Origin of the sequence: Actinomadura sp. NEAU-AAG7, from assembly GCF_018603865.1 — a bacterium.
GTDB classification, from domain to species: Bacteria; Actinomycetota; Actinomycetes; order Streptosporangiales; family Streptosporangiaceae; genus Spirillospora; species Spirillospora litoris.
The window spans coordinates 648692-665400 of record NZ_JAHFZY010000005.1 but is presented as its reverse complement, the minus strand read 5'-3'; the positions used below and the strand labels follow the sequence as shown (position 1 = coordinate 665400).

General features: G+C 75.6%; 10 protein-coding genes and 1 pseudogene. 8 read left to right on the top strand and 3 right to left on the bottom strand.

What is annotated here, in order from left to right; translation table 11 throughout:
• Positions 1 to 116 precede the first annotated feature (116 nt).
• Complete coding sequence (locus tag KLI87_RS25740; protein ID WP_308166170.1) at positions 117 to 1763, top strand: CocE/NonD family hydrolase; 1647 nt, start codon at positions 117 to 119, stop codon at positions 1761 to 1763.
• Here KLI87_RS25740 and KLI87_RS25735 read toward each other — a convergent pair.
• Entirely contained in the window at positions 1687 to 2373 is a 687-nt protein-coding gene (locus tag KLI87_RS25735) for a histone deacetylase (protein WP_214619004.1), read from the bottom strand. The genes KLI87_RS25740 and KLI87_RS25735 overlap by 77 nt on opposite strands.
• Positions 2374 to 2560: 187 nt before the next feature.
• On the opposite strand from KLI87_RS25735, the gene KLI87_RS25730 reads away from it, so the two are divergent.
• The 7 genes from KLI87_RS25730 (at position 2561) to KLI87_RS25700 (ending at position 14828) form a co-directional block, all read left to right on the top strand.
• The gene (locus tag KLI87_RS25730) at positions 2561 to 3823 is read left to right on the top strand and encodes a glycosyltransferase (RefSeq protein ID WP_214619003.1); all 1263 of its coding nucleotides are present in this window, start codon (positions 2561 to 2563) and stop codon (positions 3821 to 3823) included.
• A gap of 314 nt (positions 3824 to 4137) precedes the next feature.
• Positions 4138 to 7071: an AAA family ATPase gene (locus KLI87_RS41110; protein WP_308166169.1), complete on the top strand. Its 2934-nt coding sequence runs from the start codon at positions 4138 to 4140 to the stop codon at positions 7069 to 7071.
• A gap of 315 nt (positions 7072 to 7386) precedes the next feature.
• The gene (locus tag KLI87_RS41635) at positions 7387 to 8232 is read left to right on the top strand and encodes a nitroreductase/quinone reductase family protein (protein WP_214619001.1); all 846 of its coding nucleotides are present in this window, start codon (positions 7387 to 7389) and stop codon (positions 8230 to 8232) included.
• Between the two features lie 180 nt (positions 8233 to 8412).
• Complete coding sequence (lanKC, locus tag KLI87_RS25715) at positions 8413 to 10971, top strand: class III lanthionine synthetase LanKC (RefSeq protein ID WP_214619000.1); 2559 nt, start codon at positions 8413 to 8415, stop codon at positions 10969 to 10971.
• Positions 10972 to 10977: 6 nt separating this feature from the next.
• The gene (locus KLI87_RS25710; RefSeq protein ID WP_156215438.1) at positions 10978 to 11088 is read left to right on the top strand and encodes a SapB/AmfS family lanthipeptide; all 111 of its coding nucleotides are present in this window, start codon (positions 10978 to 10980) and stop codon (positions 11086 to 11088) included.
• Between the two features lie 82 nt (positions 11089 to 11170).
• Entirely contained in the window at positions 11171 to 12871 is a 1701-nt protein-coding gene (locus KLI87_RS25705) for an ABC transporter ATP-binding protein (protein WP_156215437.1), read from the top strand.
• 16 nt (positions 12872 to 12887) lie between these two features.
• Positions 12888 to 14828: an ABC transporter ATP-binding protein gene (locus tag KLI87_RS25700; protein ID WP_250904203.1), complete on the top strand. Its 1941-nt coding sequence runs from the start codon at positions 12888 to 12890 to the stop codon at positions 14826 to 14828.
• Here the strand turns inward: KLI87_RS25700 and KLI87_RS25695 are convergent.
• A pseudogene (locus KLI87_RS25695) lies at positions 14760 to 15284 on the bottom strand (DNA-binding response regulator); the annotation flags it as partial. The gene KLI87_RS25700 and the pseudogene KLI87_RS25695 sit on opposite strands and share 69 nt — an antisense overlap.
• Before the next feature lie 282 nt (positions 15285 to 15566).
• Complete coding sequence (locus KLI87_RS25690) at positions 15567 to 16544, bottom strand: ornithine cyclodeaminase family protein (RefSeq protein WP_214618999.1); 978 nt, start codon at positions 16542 to 16544, stop codon at positions 15567 to 15569.
• Positions 16545 to 16709 lie beyond the last annotated feature (165 nt).

Here is a 16709-nt window from a genome sequence, read left to right as displayed (position 1 = left end):
TGCCGGGCAGATCCGGATTTCGCCCACGATCGTAGTGAAGGACCGGACCGGGTGGGACGCGTCCCGGGACGAGGCCGCCCGCGCGGTACCCGGAACCGGCGATTACGATCGATCAAGTGGTGAGCGTCGGGATGATGCGCCGGCTGGGGGTCACGGCGCTGGGACTGCGGAACGGCCCCCACCGGGTGCGGGTCGAGCGCGACCTGGAGGTCCCCGCCGCCGACGGCGTGACCCTGCTGGCCGACCGGTACGCGCCCGCCGACGTGGAGCGGGCGCCGGTGGTGCTCGTCCGCTCCCCCTACGGGCGGCGCGGCCCGTTCGGGCTGATGTGCGGGCAGGCGTTCGCGTCGCAGGGGTTCCAGGCCGTGGTGCAGAGCGCGCGCGGCGGGTTCGGGTCGGGCGGGGTGTTCGAGCCGCTGGACGAGCGGGAGGACGGCCTCGCCACCATCGCGTGGCTGCGGGAGCAGGAATGGTTCGGCGGCGCGTTCGCGATGCACGGCCCGAGCTACCTCGGCTATGTGCAGTGGGCCGTCGCCGCCGAGGCGGGGCCCGCGCTGAAGGCGCTGTCGATGCAGGTCACGGCGTCCACGTTCCGGGACGCGGTGAACGTCGGCGGGGCGTTCGCGCTGGAGTCGGCGCTGATCTGGGTCGACCTCACGGCCCGGATGAAGCACTCGCTGTCGGGCATCACGACCGGGATCATGTCGCCGCGCCGCGCCCGCCGGGCCGCGCTGTCGGGCCGCCCGCTCGCCGAGCTGGACCGGCTCGCGACCGGCGCGCAGCAGCGGTTCTTCCAGGAACTGCTGGCCAACGGCGCCGACACGCCGTTCTGGGACCGCCGCGACTTCAGCGCCACGGTGTCGCGGGTGGACGCGCCGGTCAACATGACCGGCGGCTGGTACGACATCTTCCTGCCCTGGCAGCTGCGGGACTACGCCGCGCTGCGCGCCGCCGGGCACCGCCCCTACCTGACGATCGGCCCCTGGTTCCACGCCGACCAGCGGATGATGCGCGGCTCGGTCGGCGAGGCGGTGAAGTGGTTCCGCGCGCACCTGCTGGACGACCCGTCGCAGCTGCGGGAGCAGCCGGTCCGGCTGTTCGTGACCGGCGCGGCGGAGTGGCGCGAGTTCCCCGACTGGCCCGTCCCGGGGATGGCCGAGGAGCGCTGGCACCTCCAGCCGGACGGGGCGCTCGCCCCCGCCGGGCCGCCCGAGTCCGACCCGGACTCCTACCGCTACGACCCCCGGCACCCGACGCCGTTCCTCGGCGGGCCCACGCTGCTCGGCGAGACCCGCCCCTCCACCGACCAGCGGCGCCTGGAGCGCCGCCGGGACGTGCTGACCTACACCTCCGCCGTGCTGGAGGAGGACCTGGAGATCATCGGCCCGGTCGCCGCGGACCTGCGGGTCCGCTCGAACCGGGAGCACACCGACTTCGTCGTCCGGCTGTGCGACGTGGCCCCGGACGGCGAGTCGCTGAACCTGTGCGAGGGGATGCGGCGGCTCGTCCCGGGCGCCCCCGAGGCGGGCGCGGACGGCGTCCGCCGCGTCGCCGTCGAGCTGTGGCCGGCCGGCCACCGCTTCCGCCGGGGGCACCGGGTCCGCGTGCAGGTCGCGAGCGGCGCCTACCCCCGGGTCGCGCGCAATCCGGGCACCGGCGAGCCGATCGGCACCGCCACCGCGATGCTCACCGCCGACCAGGAGGTGCTGCACTCCCCCGCGCACCCGTCGGCGGTCCTGCTTCCGGTCGTCCCGGCCCGCTGATCAGCGCCGCCACCTTCTCCGGCCGCCACGTGCCCGCCGCGCCCGGCCGCCCGCACAGGTAGGACGCGGCGCGCGCCGCCGTCCAGCCGTGCGCCTCGCGCAGCCCGTTGCCGAGCATGCCCAGGTACGCGGCGGCCGGGGCGTTCAGCTCGGCGGGGCCGTGCGGCGCGGGCGCGGTGAAGGTGAGCATGGGGTGCCCGGCGCGCTCGCCGACCCTCAGCACGGTCTCGTAGCGGCCGGGGCCGAGCCGCTGGCGGCCCGTGCGCACCGCCTCGGTCAGGTCGACGTCGACGCCGGTGTCGCGCCACATCTCCTGGGAGACCACGTCGCAGAACTGGCGGCGCGAGAGCAGGTAGGCGCGGGCGGCGGCGCGTCCCGGCAGCCCCGGGTCGTAGAAGGCCATGCCGCCGCCCCAGGTCGGCGAGGTCGAGGCGAAGTAGATCCCGCCCGGCAGCGTGACCGGCGCCGCCGCGCGCGCCGGACGCGGGTCGCGGCAGCCGGGGTAGTGCCGGGCGCCGCCGCTCGGGCGCCCCCCGGACAGGTAGCAGCGGAACCTCTCGCGGAACAGGTTCGACCCGTAGGCCACGTACCAGACCGGCTCGTCGTCCACGCCTCCAGTATCGCCGACGGTATAGTGAGGAGTCCTCGCTGGTCACGGCTTGATCGCCGCCCTTGACCCGATGTGATCCCGTTTCGCGAGGTTTGACGGACCGGGCAGACGGAAATAGTCTCCAGCGAGCAGGTGTCTAAGACGCAGATACCTCCAGGCTTCCCCTGTGTTGTCCCGGAGGATCGTCATGCATCGCCCGCTGAACATCGCGCTCGTGTCCGCCTCCGACCTTGACGGCGAGCACGCGCATTCCGTCCACGTCCGGGATCTCGCCCGCTCCCTCGCCCGGCCGCGTCCAGGCGACGAGGACACCAACCACGTCACCGTGTACACCCGGCGGCAGGACCCGTCCGCCCGTGCCCGCGGCCGACTCGGCCCCGGCGCCGCGCTCGTCCAGCTCGACGCGGGCCCCGCCCGGCCCCACACCGAGGCCGAGCAGCTCGACCACGTCCGCGACCTCGCCGACGGGCTGCGCCGCCGCTGGAGCGGCTCCAGCCGTCCCGACGTCGTCCACGCGCACGGCTGGATCGGCGGCCTGGCCGCCTGCGCGGTCGCCCGCGAACTCGGCATCCCCTTCTTCCAGAGCTTCCACGGCGTCGCCGCCACCGAGCGGCGCGCCGGACGCGAGGTGCACCCGCACCGCGACCGGCTGGAGAAGGCCATCGGCCGCGGCGCCGACCTGGTGCTCGCCTCCAGCGTCGAGGAGGCCGCCACGATCGTGCGGATGGGCGTGCCCCGGCCGTCGGTCAAGGTCGTGCCCTACGGCGTGGACGCCGACACGTTCGCGCAGGTCGGCCCGGCGATGCCGCACGGCGGCCGGGACCGGCTCGTGATGGTGTGCCGCGACCTCGCGGCGGGCGACGTCGAGACCGCGCTGCGCGCCCTCGTGCACGTCCCGGACGCGGAGCTGGCCGTCGCCGGCGGCCCCGACCGCGAGGACCTGGAGAACGACCCGGTCGTCCACCGGCTGATGCTGCTCGCCAAGGAGCTGCACGTCGCCGACCGCGTGCTCTTCCTCGGCCGCCTCCCCCGCAAGGCGCTGCCCAAGCTGCTGCGCACCGCCCGGCTGGCGCTGTGCCTGGCGCCCGCCCAGCCGTCCCCGGCGGTGCCGCTGGAGGCGATGGCCTGCGGCGTGCCGGTCGTGGCGACCCCGGCGGGCGGCAACGGCGACGAGGTGCTCGACAAGATCACCGGGCTGCACGTCCCGGCGGGCCGCCCCGTCGTGATCGGGCGGACGATCCGGCGCCTGCTCGCCGAGGAGACCACCCTGCACGGCTACTCCATCGCCGCCGCCGACCGCGCCCGCTCCCGCTACTCCTGGGACCGGATCGCCGGCGAGACCCTGCGCGCCTACGCCAAGGCGCTGCCCGAGCCCGACCCGGTGCCGGCGCCCCGGGCCGCGGACGAGGCGGAGTGCGAGGCCGACCGGACACCCGCCATGGCCGGTTGACGCGCCCCGTCACCGGCGGGCCCCGGATCCCTCCCCGGATCCGGGGCCCGCTCATGTCCGGCCCCCACAGGCACACCCGGCCACCGCCGCCGTCCCGACCCCACACGCGACCCGGCCCCACACGCGACCCGGCCCCACACGCGTCGAGACACCGCACGCTCGGGGGCACCGCACGTGGCCAGGCACCGCACGTGGCCAGGGGCCGCTCGTGGCCGGGGGCCGGGCGTGGCCGGGGGTCGTGTGGTGTATTCGGGTGTTCCAGCCGGTGGGATACTGTGCGGCATGGCCGAATACGCGACGTCCGGGGGCGCCGGGTGCTGATCGGGAGGGCGGCGCAGCTCGCCGAGCTGACCGCCGTGCTCGACCGGGCCGCCGCGGGCAGCGCCGGGGTCGCGCTGGTCAGCGGGGACGCCGGGGTCGGCAAGACCCACCTCGTCACCGCGCTCACCCGCGCCGCCCGCGACCGCGGCTGCGCGGTCCTGGTCGGCCAGTGCGCCGAGCTGGGCGAGAGCATGCCCTACCTCCCGCTCGCGGACGCGCTGTGGACCTCCGCGCGCGCCGCCGCCCCGGAGGCCGCCGCCGTCCGCGCCGCGCTGGAGGCGCGCCCCGTGCTCGGGCTGCTGCTGCCCGACGGCGAGGGGGCGCCGGGCGCCGCGTCCGAGGTCGGCCAGCAGCAGCTGTTCGGCGCGGTCCTCGGGCTGCTCGGCGAGCTGGGCCGGGAGCGGCCCGTCCTGCTGGTGCTGGAGGACCTGCACTGGGCCGACCGCTCGACCCGGCACCTGCTGACGTTCCTGAGCCGCGTCCTGCAGCGCGAGCGGGTCTGCCTGGTCGGCACCTACCGCTCCGACGACCTGCACCGGCGGCACCCGCTGCGCCCGGTCGTCGCGGAGCTGCTGCGGCTGCCGAACGTGACCGGGGTCGAGGTCGCGCCGTTCGGGCCCGGGGAGACCGCCGACTACCTCGCCGCGCTCGCGGGCGGCACCGCGCCGGTGACCGCCGAGGTCGTCGAGCGGGTGCACCAGCGCTCGGAGGGCAACGCCTTCTACGCCGCCGAGCTGTACTCGGCCGAGAGCACCGGCGAGGAACTGCCCGCCGGGCTCGCCGACCTGCTGCTGTCGCGGGTGGAGCGGCTCTCGGAGGACGCGCAGCGCGTCGTGCGGGTCGCGGCCGTCGCCGGGCGGCGGGTCGACGACGAGCTGGTCCGCCGGGTGTCGGGGCTGGACGAGGCGTCCGCCGGGGAGGCGCTGCGGGAGGTCGTCTCGCACCAGCTGCTCGTCCCGGCGGGCACCGGCTACAGCTTCCGGCACGCGCTGCTGCGCGAGGCCGTCTACGCCGACCTGCTGCCCGGCGAGCGGACCCGGCTGCACGCCGGGTTCGCCGAGCTGCTGTCGGGCGAGGCGGCCGCCCGGCGCGGGTCGGCGGCCGAGCTGGCGGCGCACAGCCTCGCCGCGCACGACCTGCCCGCCGCGTTCGCCGCGTCCGTCCGGGCGGGCCGCGAGGCCGAGCGACTCGGCGCGCCCGCCGAGGCGTTTGAGCACTTCGACCGGGCGCTGGAGCTGTGGGACACCGTCCCCGAGCCGGAGGCCGTCGCCGGGACCGACCGGATGGAGCTGTCGCTCGCGACCGTCCGGATGTCGGGGCGGGCGGGCGAGCTGCGCCGGGCCGTGTCGCGCCTGCGGCGGCTGCTGGACCTCGCCGACCCCGCCGACATCGCGCTCGGCGTGCGGCTCCGCGAGCAGCTCGCCTCCTACCTCCTCGACATCGACGAGGACGACGAGGCCGTCGTGGTCGGCCGCGCCGCCGTCGCGCTGCTCGAACCCGGCACCCCCGGCCCGGTGCGCGCCGCCGCGCTCGCCACCTACGCCCGGATGCTGCTCTACAACGACCCCGACGCGGAGATGCCGCGGCTCGCCGAGGAGGCCGTCGTGGAGGCGCGCGCGGCCGGGGCGCGCGACGCGGAGGCGAGCCTGCTGGTCACGCTGGGCCTCTACCGCGAGTCGCGGGAGGCCGACGAGGCGGTCGCCGAGGTGTTCGCCAGCGCCCGCGACCTCGCCGCCGCCGAGGGCAACCAGCCGGCGGCGCTGCGGGCGGCGTTCCAGCACGCCCGCACGAAGTTCGACCGCGGCGACCTCGCGGGCGCGACGCTCGCCGCCGACGAGGGCGTCAAGCTCGCCCTCGACAACGGCCTGGAGTGGAGCTCGTTCGGGACGGTGCTCCGCAGCCTCCAGTACCTCATCCACTACACGGCCGGGGACTGGGACGAGGCGGCCAGGCTCGCCGAGGGGTTCGCGGTGCGGGTCGTCCGCCCGCCCGAGGCGCGGGTCTCGGCCTACGCGCTGTTCCTGGAGGTCGCGCGGGGCGAGCCCCGGGTGGAGGAGCGGCTGCGGTGGATCGCGCCGCTGTGGCACGAGGACTACTTCATCGCCTACGTCGCGCGCGGGCTCGCCGCCGAGCACGAGTTGTGGCGCGGCGGCGTCGACGCCGCGATCGAGCACGTGACGGCGGTGCTGGGCGTCATGTATCCGTTCGAGACCGGCATCATCCGGATCGCCGCGACCGGCCTGTGGGCGCAGGCCGACCGCGCCGCGCGGGCCCGCGCCGCGGGCGACCCGGCCACCGTCGAGGACGCGGCGCGCGTCGGCGACGACCTGCTCGCCCGCGCCCGCCACGTCGCGGCCACCACCTGGGGCGACCACCCCCGCGCGTGGCTCGGCCTGGAGGGGCACGCCTGGCTCGCCCGCGCCGAGGCCGAGCGCAGCCGCCTGGACGGCGGCCACGACCCCGAGCCCTGGCGCAGGTCCGCCGAGCTGTTCACCTACGGCGGCGACGGCTTCACCTACGAGGTCGCGCGGTCGCGGTACCGGCTGGTCGAGGCGCTCGTCGAGCGCGGCGAGCGGGCGGAGGCCGCCGAGCCGTGGCGGTCGGCCGTCGCGATCGCCGAGCGGCTCGGCGCGGCCCCGCTGCTGGCGCGGCTGCGCGAACTCGGCGCCCGCGCGCGGCTCGACCCGGGGCGCCCGGGTCCGGGGCCGGGGCGGGCCAACGGCTCGGCCGGGCCGTTCGCGGCGCTGACCGTCCGGGAGCGCGAGGTGCTCAAGCTGGTCGCGGAGGGGCGCAACAACCGGGAGATCGCGGCGGCGCTGTTCATCTCCCCGAAGACCGCGAGCGTGCACGTATCGAACATCCTCGCCAAGCTGGAGGTCACGAGCCGCACCCAGGCGGCCGCGTTCGCGCACCGCGAGGGCCTTTAGCGGCCCGCCTTGCCACGGCAATCCGATGTCCTTTAGGATCAATTTCGTGACTGCCGGGTCGGCCATGGGCCACTACCGAGTGAGGCACCCGGCCAGGACGTGAGCGCCGGGGCCAGGGCCCCGCCTCCGCCGGTATCCGCGCACCTCGCGCCCCCTTCCTTCTTTCCTCTCGGTGCCGCACGCCCGTGCGCGCGCCGGGCTTCGGCGCGTTTTCCGCGCGCCCTTCTTCACGCGTTACCGCGTTTTTTCGACACGCCACGGTCGAGCACCGTCCCGTGGCGAACTCGGCATGCCCGAAAAAGGAGAGACACCAGAGTGACGAACGAATTCAACCGGCGGATCATCGAGGAGTTCCGCGCGAAGGACGGACGGGTGGGCGGCCCGTTCGAGGGCGGCCGGCTCGTCCTGCTGACCACCACCGGCGCGCGGACCGGCGCGCGGCACACCACCCCGCTCGCCTACCTCCCCGACGCCGGCCAGCGCATCCACGTCATCGCCTCGGCGGGCGGGGCGCCGCGGCACCCGGCCTGGTACCGCAACCTGCTGGCCGACCCCCGCGCCACGGTCGAGACGGGCCTGTTCACCTATGAGGCGCGGGCCGCGGTGCTGGACGGCGCCGAACGCGACGCCGTGTTCGCGCGGGCCGTCGAGGCCGATCCCGGGTGGGCGGAGTACGAGGCCGCCGCGTCCCGGACGCTGCCCGTCGTCGCGCTCGACCCGGCCGTCGAGGGCCCGCCGCAGGTGGCGGGCGGCCCGGCGGCCCAGCTCGTCCGGGTCCACGACGCGTTCCGCCGCGAGCTGGAGCTGATCCGGACGGAGGTCGCCAGGTCCGGGGCCACGATCGGCGCGCAGCTCCGCGTGAACTGCCTGGCGCTGTGCGAGGGGCTCGGCAACCACCACGCCGGGGAGGACCAGATGCTGTTCCCGGTCCTGGCGGAGCGGTACCCGGGGCTCGGCGAGGCCCTGGAGGTGCTCCGCGACGAGCACCGGGTCATCGAGCGGCTCCTGGAGGACCTGCGGGCCGTCCTCGCGGCGCCCTCATCCGGGTCCGCCGCCCTCGCGGCGGAGGTCGAACGCCTGACCGCCGACCTCGAAGCGCACCTGGACCACGAGGAGGAGCGGCTGGTCCAGGCGCTCGCCCAGCTCACGCCGGACCTGTAAGGCCAGGTCGAGGCGGGCGCACGGTCACGAGACGCGGACGCGGGGTGACGAACGCCCACGCGCGGCCGGTACATCTTCACGGGTGAGTCGTTATATCGGCTACTAGCCCCCTTCCCGGCCATTTGCCATTCTTTTACCTGTGACCGGCGCCCGCCGGATCCGGCAGAGAGGACCGTTGTCGTGGACAAGAGGTATGAGCTTTACTGCCTCGCGAACAAGTTCTTCTACGACGCGCCTCCGACGACCCGGGAAACCGCGTTCGAGATCGGATCCCGCCCCCTTCCCGAAGGCTGGGAAAGGATGCCTGGCGACGAATGGACGGTGTACGTCCCGCCGGAGCAGAAGGCGCCGCTCCAGGGCTGGAAGGTGCATGTCACCGGCTGCGCGGAAAGCGCGGACAAGGCTCTCGCCGCCTCGTTCGACTACTGCGTCGAGAACGGCATCGAGTTCAAGCACCTGCACGGCCCGGGGACGCTCCGGATGCGCAACGCGAAATACGCTCCGCGCGGGGCGAGCGGCAAGCTCGTCACCATCTACCCGAGCGATGAGGCGGAACTGGAGGCGGTGCTGGAGACGCTCGGCGAGCGGCTCGCCGGCCTGCCGGGGCCCTACATCCTCAGTGACCTGCGCATCGGCGACGGCCCCCTGTACGTCCGCTACGGCGGTTTCGCCCACCGCCGGTGCCTGGACGAGCGCGGCGAACTCGTCGCCGCGCTGGAGAACGGCGAGGGCGTGCTGGTCCCCGACCGCCGCAACCCCGTCTTCTCCGTCCCGGAATGGGTGACGCTGCCCCGCTGCCTCGAACCGCATCTGGCCGCACGGGGCGCCACCACGACGACCGACCTTCCGTACCGGATCGAGAAGGCGCTGCACTTCTCCAACGGCGGCGGCGTCTACCAGGGAATCGACACCCGCACGGGTGAGAAGGTGGTCCTGAAGGAGGCGCGCCCCTACGCGGGCCTCGCCGCCGACGGCGCCGACGCGGTCGAGCGGCTGGACCGCGAGCGCCGCATCCTCGAACTGCTCGACGGGGTCGAGGGAATTCCCGCCGCGCGCGATTCCTTCACGCTCGGCGAGCACCATTTCCTCGTCCAGGAGTTCATCGAGGGGCGGACGCTCAACACCTTCTTCGCCGAACGCCACCCGATGCTGGACCCCGAGCCGGAGCCCGGGAAGGTCGCCGCGTACACGGCATGGGCGCTGCGCGTCCACGAGGGCGTCGAGCGGGTCGTGCGGGCGATCCACGAGCGCGGCATCGCCTTCAACGACCTGCACATGTTCAACGTGATGGTCCGCCCGGACGACACGATCGCGCTCATCGACTTCGAGGTCGCCGCGCCCGCCGCCGACGGTGGCCGGCAGACGCTCGCCAACCCCGCCTTCATCGCGCCGCCCGACCGGCGCGGCACGGCCGTCGACCTCTACAGCCTGGCGTGCCTGCGGCTCGCGCTGTTCGTCCCGATGACGACGCTGTTCGTGATCGACCGGGGCAAGGCGCGGCAGCTCGCCGACCTGGTCGCCGAGTACTTCCCGGTGCCGCGCCCGTTCCTCGACGAGGCCGTCGCGGAGATCACGCGCGGCGTCCCCGAGGTCCCCGCGCCCGCCTTCGAGCCCGATGCCGGCGGCTGGGAGCGAGCCCGCTCCTCCCTGTCGGACGCCATCCTCGCCAGCGCCACCCCCGAGCGGGACGACCGGCTGTTCCCCGGCGACGTGGAGCAGTTCTCAGGCGCGGCGCTCGGCATCGCCCACGGCGCGGCGGGCGTCCTGTACGCACTGGAGGTGACCGGCGCCGGCCGCCATCCCGCGCACGAGGAGTGGCTCGCCGAGCGGGCCGCCGACCCGCCGCGCGGTACCGGCCTCGGCCTCTACGACGGGTTGCAGGGCGCCGCGTACGTCCTCGCCCGCCTCGGCCACCTCGACGCGGCGCTCGGCGCGGTCGGGCACTGCCTGAACGAGCGGTGGGAGCGCCTCGGCGACGATCTCTACGGCGGGCTCCCCGGGTACGCGCTGGTGCTGTCCCACCTCGCGGACCTGACGGGCGACACCGCACTGGAGGACGCGGCGCGCCGCGCCGTCGAGATCGTCGCGGACCGCGCCCCCCAGGAGAAGAGCCCGCGCCCCGGACTGCTGTACGGCGGGGCTGGGACGGCGCTGATGTTCGTCCGCTGGTACGAGCGGACGGGCGACAAGGCGCTGCTGGACCTCGCCGGGACCGCGCTGCGCCGCGACGTCGCCGCGTGCGTCACCGACGGCAACGGCGCCCTGCACGTCGACCAGGGCCACCGCGTCCTGCCCTACCTCGGGCGCGGCAGCGTCGGCATCGGCCTGGTCGTGGACGACTACCTCGCGCACCGCCCGGACGACCCGGAGTTCGAGAAGGTCCGCGCGTCGGTCCGGCTGGCGGCGATGTCGCGGTACTACGCGCAGCCGAGCCTGTTCAGCGGCCGCGCCGGGATGCTGCTCTACCTGGCGGGCCAGGACCGCGACGACCCCCGCGTCGCGCGCCACGTCCGCGACCTCGCCTGGCACGCACTGCCCTACGAGGGCGGGCTGGCGATGCCCGGCGAGCACATGTACCGGCTGTCGATGGACCTCGCGACCGGCACGGCCGGGGTGCTGCTCGCCCTCGGCGCGGCGCTGCACGAGGCCCCGGCCCGGTTGCCGTTCCTCGGGACGGCCCCTGTTCCCCCCGTGGAGACCTCCACGGCGGCCACCTCTATCCAGCCCGAAAGGAGGTGAAGACAAATGGCGCTTCTTGACCTTCAGGGAATGGTGAGCGAGAACGGCGGCGGCGGCGGTAACAGCAGCCTCAGCCTGCTCTGCCACAGCTCGCACAGCTACACCATCTGCCTGTAACGGCAACGGTGACGGCCATGGTCCGCCCACTGGGGAGGACCATGGCCGTTCATCGCGGGAGACCCATGATGGCACCGAACCCATGACCTCTCCGACGACCGCCGGAGCGGACCGCCTGCTGGTCGGCGCCGCCCGGCACAGCGGCGGCTGGACCGGGCTCGTCGCGGCCACCGCGGTGGCCGACGCCCTCGCCGCCGTCCTGCTCCCCCTCGCACTCGCCCGCGCCGTCGACGCCGCCCCGCCGGGCGGCCCGTCCGCCGCGTCCGCGCTGTGGCCGTGCGTCGCGCTCGTCCTGCTGTCGGCCACCGCCGAGGTGCTGTCGGAACTCGCCACCGGATGCTCGGCGGCGCGCGCGACGGCCTGGCTGCGGCACGCGCTCGTCCGCCATGTCCTCGCCGTCGGCCCCGCGCTGCGCGTCCCGCCCGGGGACGTCGCCGGACGCACCGTCGGCGGCGCCGCCGAGGCGGGGACCGCGCCGTCCGCCGCCCCCGAGGCCGCCGTCGCGCTGCTGCCGCCGCTCGGCGCCCTCACCGTGCTGGCCTTCATCGACTGGCGGCTCGCGGTCGCCGTCGCGGTCGCGCTCCCGGCGATCGTGCTGCTGCTGCGGGTGTTCGTCCGCGACATCACCGCGTCCGCCCACCGCTACCTGAGCGTGCAGGGGACGATCGCCGGACGGCTCGCCGAGGCGCTCGCCGGGGCCCGCACGATCGCCGCCGCCGGCACCGCCGAGCGGGAGGCCGAACGGGTCCTGCGGCCGCTGCCCGGCCTGCGCGCCGAAGGCGAGACGATGTGGACGGTGCAGGGCGGCGTGGCCGCGCGCGGCCTGCTGACGCTGCTGCTGCTCCAGGTCGCCGCCGTCGGCGCGGCGGGCGCGGAGCTGATGGCGGGCCGCGTCACCGCCGGCGAGCTCGTCGCGACCGTCCAGTACGCGGGGCTCGCGGCCGGTTTCGGCCCCGTCCTCACCCATGTGCTGCGGCTCGGCCGGGCGCGCGCCGGGGCCCGCCGCGCCGCCGAGATCCTGGAGCAGCCCGCCCCCGCCGACGGCGACGCCGCCGTCCCGGAGGGACGGGGCACCCTGGAGTTCCGGGGGGTCTCGGCCGGCGGCGTGCTCCACGGCCTGGACCTCACCGTCCCCGGCGGGCTCGCCGTCGCGGTCGTCGGGCGCTCGGGCGCGGGCAAGTCGCTGCTCGCCGCGCTCGCCGGGCGCCTCGCCGACCCCGACCGGGGCGAGGTGCTGCTCGACGGGGCGCCGCTCCCCCGCCTGGCCCGCACCGAGCTGCGCCGCCACGTCGGGTACGCCTTCGCCCGCCCGACGCTGTTCGGCGAGACGGTCCTGGACGCGATCGCGTTCGGACCGTGCCGCCCGCCGGAGTCGTGGCTGCGGGAGTCGGCCCGCACGGCGTGCGCCGACGACTTCGTCCGCCGCCTCCCCCAGGGCTACGCGACGCCGCTCGCGGACGCGCCGATGTCGGGCGGCGAGCTGCAGCGCATGGGCCTCGCCCGCGCGTTCGCGCACGCGGGCCGCGTCCTCGTGCTGGACGACGCGACCTCCAGCCTCGACACCGTCACCGAGGTGCAGGTCACCGGCGCCGTGCTGGACCGCTTCGGCGACCGGACCCGGCTGATCATCGCGCACCGCGCGGGCACCGCCGCCCGCGCCGACCTCGTGGTCTGGCTCGACGGCGGCCGGGTCCGCGGCCGCGGGACGCACGCCGAGCTGTGGCGCGACCCGGCCTACCGGGCCGTGTTCGGGGTGGCCGAGCCCGCCGGGGCGGCACCATGACCTCCGGGCGCGAGTCATGACGTCCAGGCGCGAGGCCGCGCGGCTGCTGTGGCGGACGGCGGCGGGCGCCGTGCGGGGGCGGCCCCGCGCCGCGTCCGCCGTCCTCGCCTGGTCGCTGCTGGAGGCCGTGCCCACCGCCGTGTTCGGGCGGGCCGTGGCGCAGGCCACCGACGCCTTCATCGACGACCGCCCGGTGCGCGCGGCCGCCTGGCTCGCCGCGCTGGCGGTCGCGGCGGTCGTCGGCGCCTACGGGAGCCGCCGCCTCTACCTGGCGCTCGCCGCGCTCGTCGAGCCGTTCCGAGACGACCTGGTCCGCGCGGTCACCCGGGGCGCGCTGTACCGGTCGCTGCGCGGCCGTCCCGACACGGGCGCGGTCGCGCGGCTCACGCACCAGGTGGAGATCGTCCGGGACACCTTCGGCGGCATCCTCGTCGTCGCGCGCGGGTTCGTGTTCGCGGCGGGCGCCGCGCTGCTCGGGCTGGCGACGCTGATGCCCGAGGTGACGCTGCTGGTGCTGCCGCCGCTGGTGGCGGGGCTGGTGCTGTTCGGCGCCGCGTTCGGGGCGGCGGCGATCCGGCAGCGCGCCCTCGTCGTCGGCGAGGAGGAGATCGCCGAGCGGACCACCGCGCTCGCCGAGGGGCTGCGGGACGTCGTCGCGTGCGGCGCGGAGGACCAGGTGCGCGAGCGGCTCGCGGCGGCGGTCGACGCGCAGGCGGCGGCGGGCCGGGCGGTCGCGCGGTTCGCGGCGGTCCGGGCGCTGGCGCTCGCGGTGAGCGGCTGGCTGCCGCTGCTGGTCGTGCTCGCGGCGGCGCCGTGGCTGATGCGGCGCGGCGCGACCCCCGGCATGGTGGTCGGCGCGCTCGCCTACGTCCTGCACGGGCTGCAGCCCGCGCTGCGGACGCTCGTGCAGGGCATGGGCGGCAGCGGCCTGCGGCTCGCGGTGACGCTCGGCCGGATCCTGGAGACGAGCGCCCCCGTCGCGCCGCCCCTGCCCCCCGTGGCCGAGGCGCCCCGCGAGGAGCGCGCGGACGCGCCGGCGGTGGAGCTGCGCGGCGTCACCTTCGCCTACGGCGCCTCGGCGCGGCCGGTGATCAGCGGCCTGGACCTCACGATCCCGCGCGGCGACCACCTCGCGGTCGTCGGGCCGAGCGGCATCGGCAAGTCGACGCTGGCGGCGCTCGTCGCGGGCCTGCTGGCGCCGCTGGAGGGCGAGGTGCTGGTGGCGGGCCGCCCGGCGGGCGACCCGGCCGCGCGGGTGCTCATCCCGCAGGAGGCGTACGTGTTCACCGGCACCGTCCACGAGAACCTGACCTACCTCGCGCCCGACGCCCGCGACGAGGACGTCGTGCGCGCGGCGGACGAGCTCGGGCTGGCGCGGCTCGTCCGGGACCTCGGCGGCTACGGCGCGACCGTGGACCCGGCGGCGCTGACCGAGGGGCAGCGCCAGCTCATCGCGCTGTGCCGCGCCTACCTGGCGCCCGCGCCGCTGATCGTGCTGGACGAGGCCGCCTGCCGGCTGGACGCCGCCGCCGAGGCGCGCGCGGAGGAGGCGTTCGCGCGCCGCCCCGGGACGCTCGTCGTCATCGCGCACCGGGTCAGCTCGGCGGTGCGCGCGCGCCGCGTCCTGGTGCTGGACGGGACGCACGCGCGGGTCGGCCGGCACGCGGACCTGCCCGCCGTCTCCCCCCTCTACCGCGACCTCATCGGCCGCTGGGAGTCGGGGGACCCGGACCGGCCCTCGCCCGAGGCGCCCGGCACGGCGGGCCCGGAGGGGCCGGGCACGGCAGACCCCGAGGGGCCGGGCGGCTCACAGCCACCCGGCCTCCTCGGCGATCCTGATCGCGTGCACCCGGTTCCGCGCGCCGATCTTCCGGTTGATGCGGGAGAGGTGGTTGCGGACCGTCCCGATCGTCAGGACGAGGTCCTCGGCGATCTGCGCCGCCGAGGCCCCGCGTGAGGCCAGCTCCAGCACCTCGCTCTCGCGCTCGGTCAGCGGGCTCACCGCCGAGCCGAGCTCGCTGAAGGCCACCTCGGCGTCCACGACGCGCTGCCCGTCGGCGACCCGGCGGATCGCGTCCACCAGCGCGCCGGGCGAGGTGTCCTTCAGGACCAGCCCCGCCGCCCGGGCGGTGACCGCCCGGCGCAGGTCGCCGGTGCGGTGCCGGCCCGACATGAGCACGGTGCGGCAGTCGGGGAGTTCCTCCCGCAGCCTCCGGGACGCCGAGAAGCCGTCCAGTCCCGGAAGCGCGACGTCTATCAATGCGACGTCCGGCCTCCGTAAATTCGCCATGCGCAGCAAATGATCACCAGAATCGATCGCGGCCACGACGTCCAGGTCTTTCACACCGCCGAAGAACGCGACCAGCCCGCCTCGCAGGAGGGGCGCCTCCTCGGCGAGGAGTATCCGAATCATGTTCTGTCTCCCAAGGCCCGCCACCCATGTGGCCCGAGAAGCACTTACCCACCGTTTGTCAACCTATGAGAAGAAAGAGGCGGTGACCGAGCCGGGGGTCCCGAGGCACGGGGCTCACGATGAGGCTCTTCCTTCGACACGTCTAGACGAACCGATCTCATGAGCGGGACCTACCGAACGGAGCCAACAGTAATCGTCGAGTCAGCATAAAGACGAAATAGAATATTAACAATTACCGTGCGTGATTTTGTCGAAAGAATCCGCTGTCCGCAGTCGGCCAGTTCAACCGAGGAAATCGAACGCCAGCCCTACCTGATTGGAACGGGCCATATTAAAGGCGGCCCAGCTCAGGGCGAGGTCCTGCCAGGGCAGGCCGACCGGCGCGTAGACGGTGCGCCCGTCCTCCGCCGCCCTGCCGGGCGCCCGGCCCGCCAGCACGTCCCCGAGCGTCGCGGCGGACCGTTCCACCTCGGGGCCCGCACCGGCCAGCGCCCCCATCTCCGCCGCGAGCGCGACGTCGTCGACCACGACGCGCGCCGCCCGCAGGAGGCCGGGCGCCAGCTCGGCCTTGCCCGGCTCGTCCGCGCCGAGGGAGGTGACGTGCGCGCCGGGCGCGACGTCCGGCGCGTCCAGGATCGGGCTGCGCGCCCAGGTCGCCGTCACGACGATGCCCGCGTCCCGCACGGCCTCGCGGACGGCGTCCGGCCCCGCGCCGTAGGAGGCCGCGGCGGAGGCGTCCAGCCCGAGCAGGGCGCCGTGCCGCGCGGCGAACGCCTCGGCCCGGCCCGCGTCCAGGTCGTGGACCGCGAGCCGGCGCACCGGCCGCAGCGCCGCGAGCCCGCGCATCACCAACTCCGCCTGCGCCCCGGCCCCGACCACCGCGACCGCGTCGGCGCCCGGACGGGCGAGGACGTGGGTGCCGAGCGCGGCGGCGAGCCCGGTGCGCCACGCGGTGACGGTGGCCGAGTCCAGCAGCGCGAGCAGTTCGCCGGTGCCGAGGTCGTGCAGGCACACCACGCCGCGCAGCGCCGGACGGCTGCCCGGGAACTTGGCGTTGACCTTCACCGTGTAGGCGGGGATGCCCTCGACCGCGCCCGGCAGCAGCGCCGTCGCGGTCCCGGGGCCCGGCGGGCGGGCCACGACGCGGCGCGCCGCGTCCCCGCCCGCGCTCCCCGCGGTGAATCCGCGGCGCAGCTCGGCGAGGCAGGCCGCGGGATCGAGCACGGACTCCAGATCGGACCTGGTCAGCAGCAACGTCACCTGATCATTTTGCCGCAACGTCCTACCCGCCCCACGGCAGGCCCCATACCTGGTGCGAGCTAATTGTCCTTAACAGGCCATCCTGCCCGTGACGGCTAGACAAATCCGCACCCATTGTGCCAAGGCAGTCTCCGCTGATTGGGCACTTTCTAGCCTTCCGTCCGC

Coding starts and splice junctions, on each gene's coding strand:
- KLI87_RS25730 (WP_214619003.1), top strand. CDS start 2,561: ATGCATCGCCCGCTGAACATCGCGCTCGTGTCCGCCTCCGACCTTGAC.
- KLI87_RS25710 (WP_156215438.1), top strand. CDS start 10,978: ATGGCGCTTCTTGACCTTCAGGGAATGGTGAGCGAGAACGGCGGCGGC.
- KLI87_RS25705 (WP_156215437.1), top strand. CDS start 11,171: ATGACCTCTCCGACGACCGCCGGAGCGGACCGCCTGCTGGTCGGCGCC.
- KLI87_RS25700 (WP_250904203.1), top strand. CDS start 12,888: ATGACGTCCAGGCGCGAGGCCGCGCGGCTGCTGTGGCGGACGGCGGCG.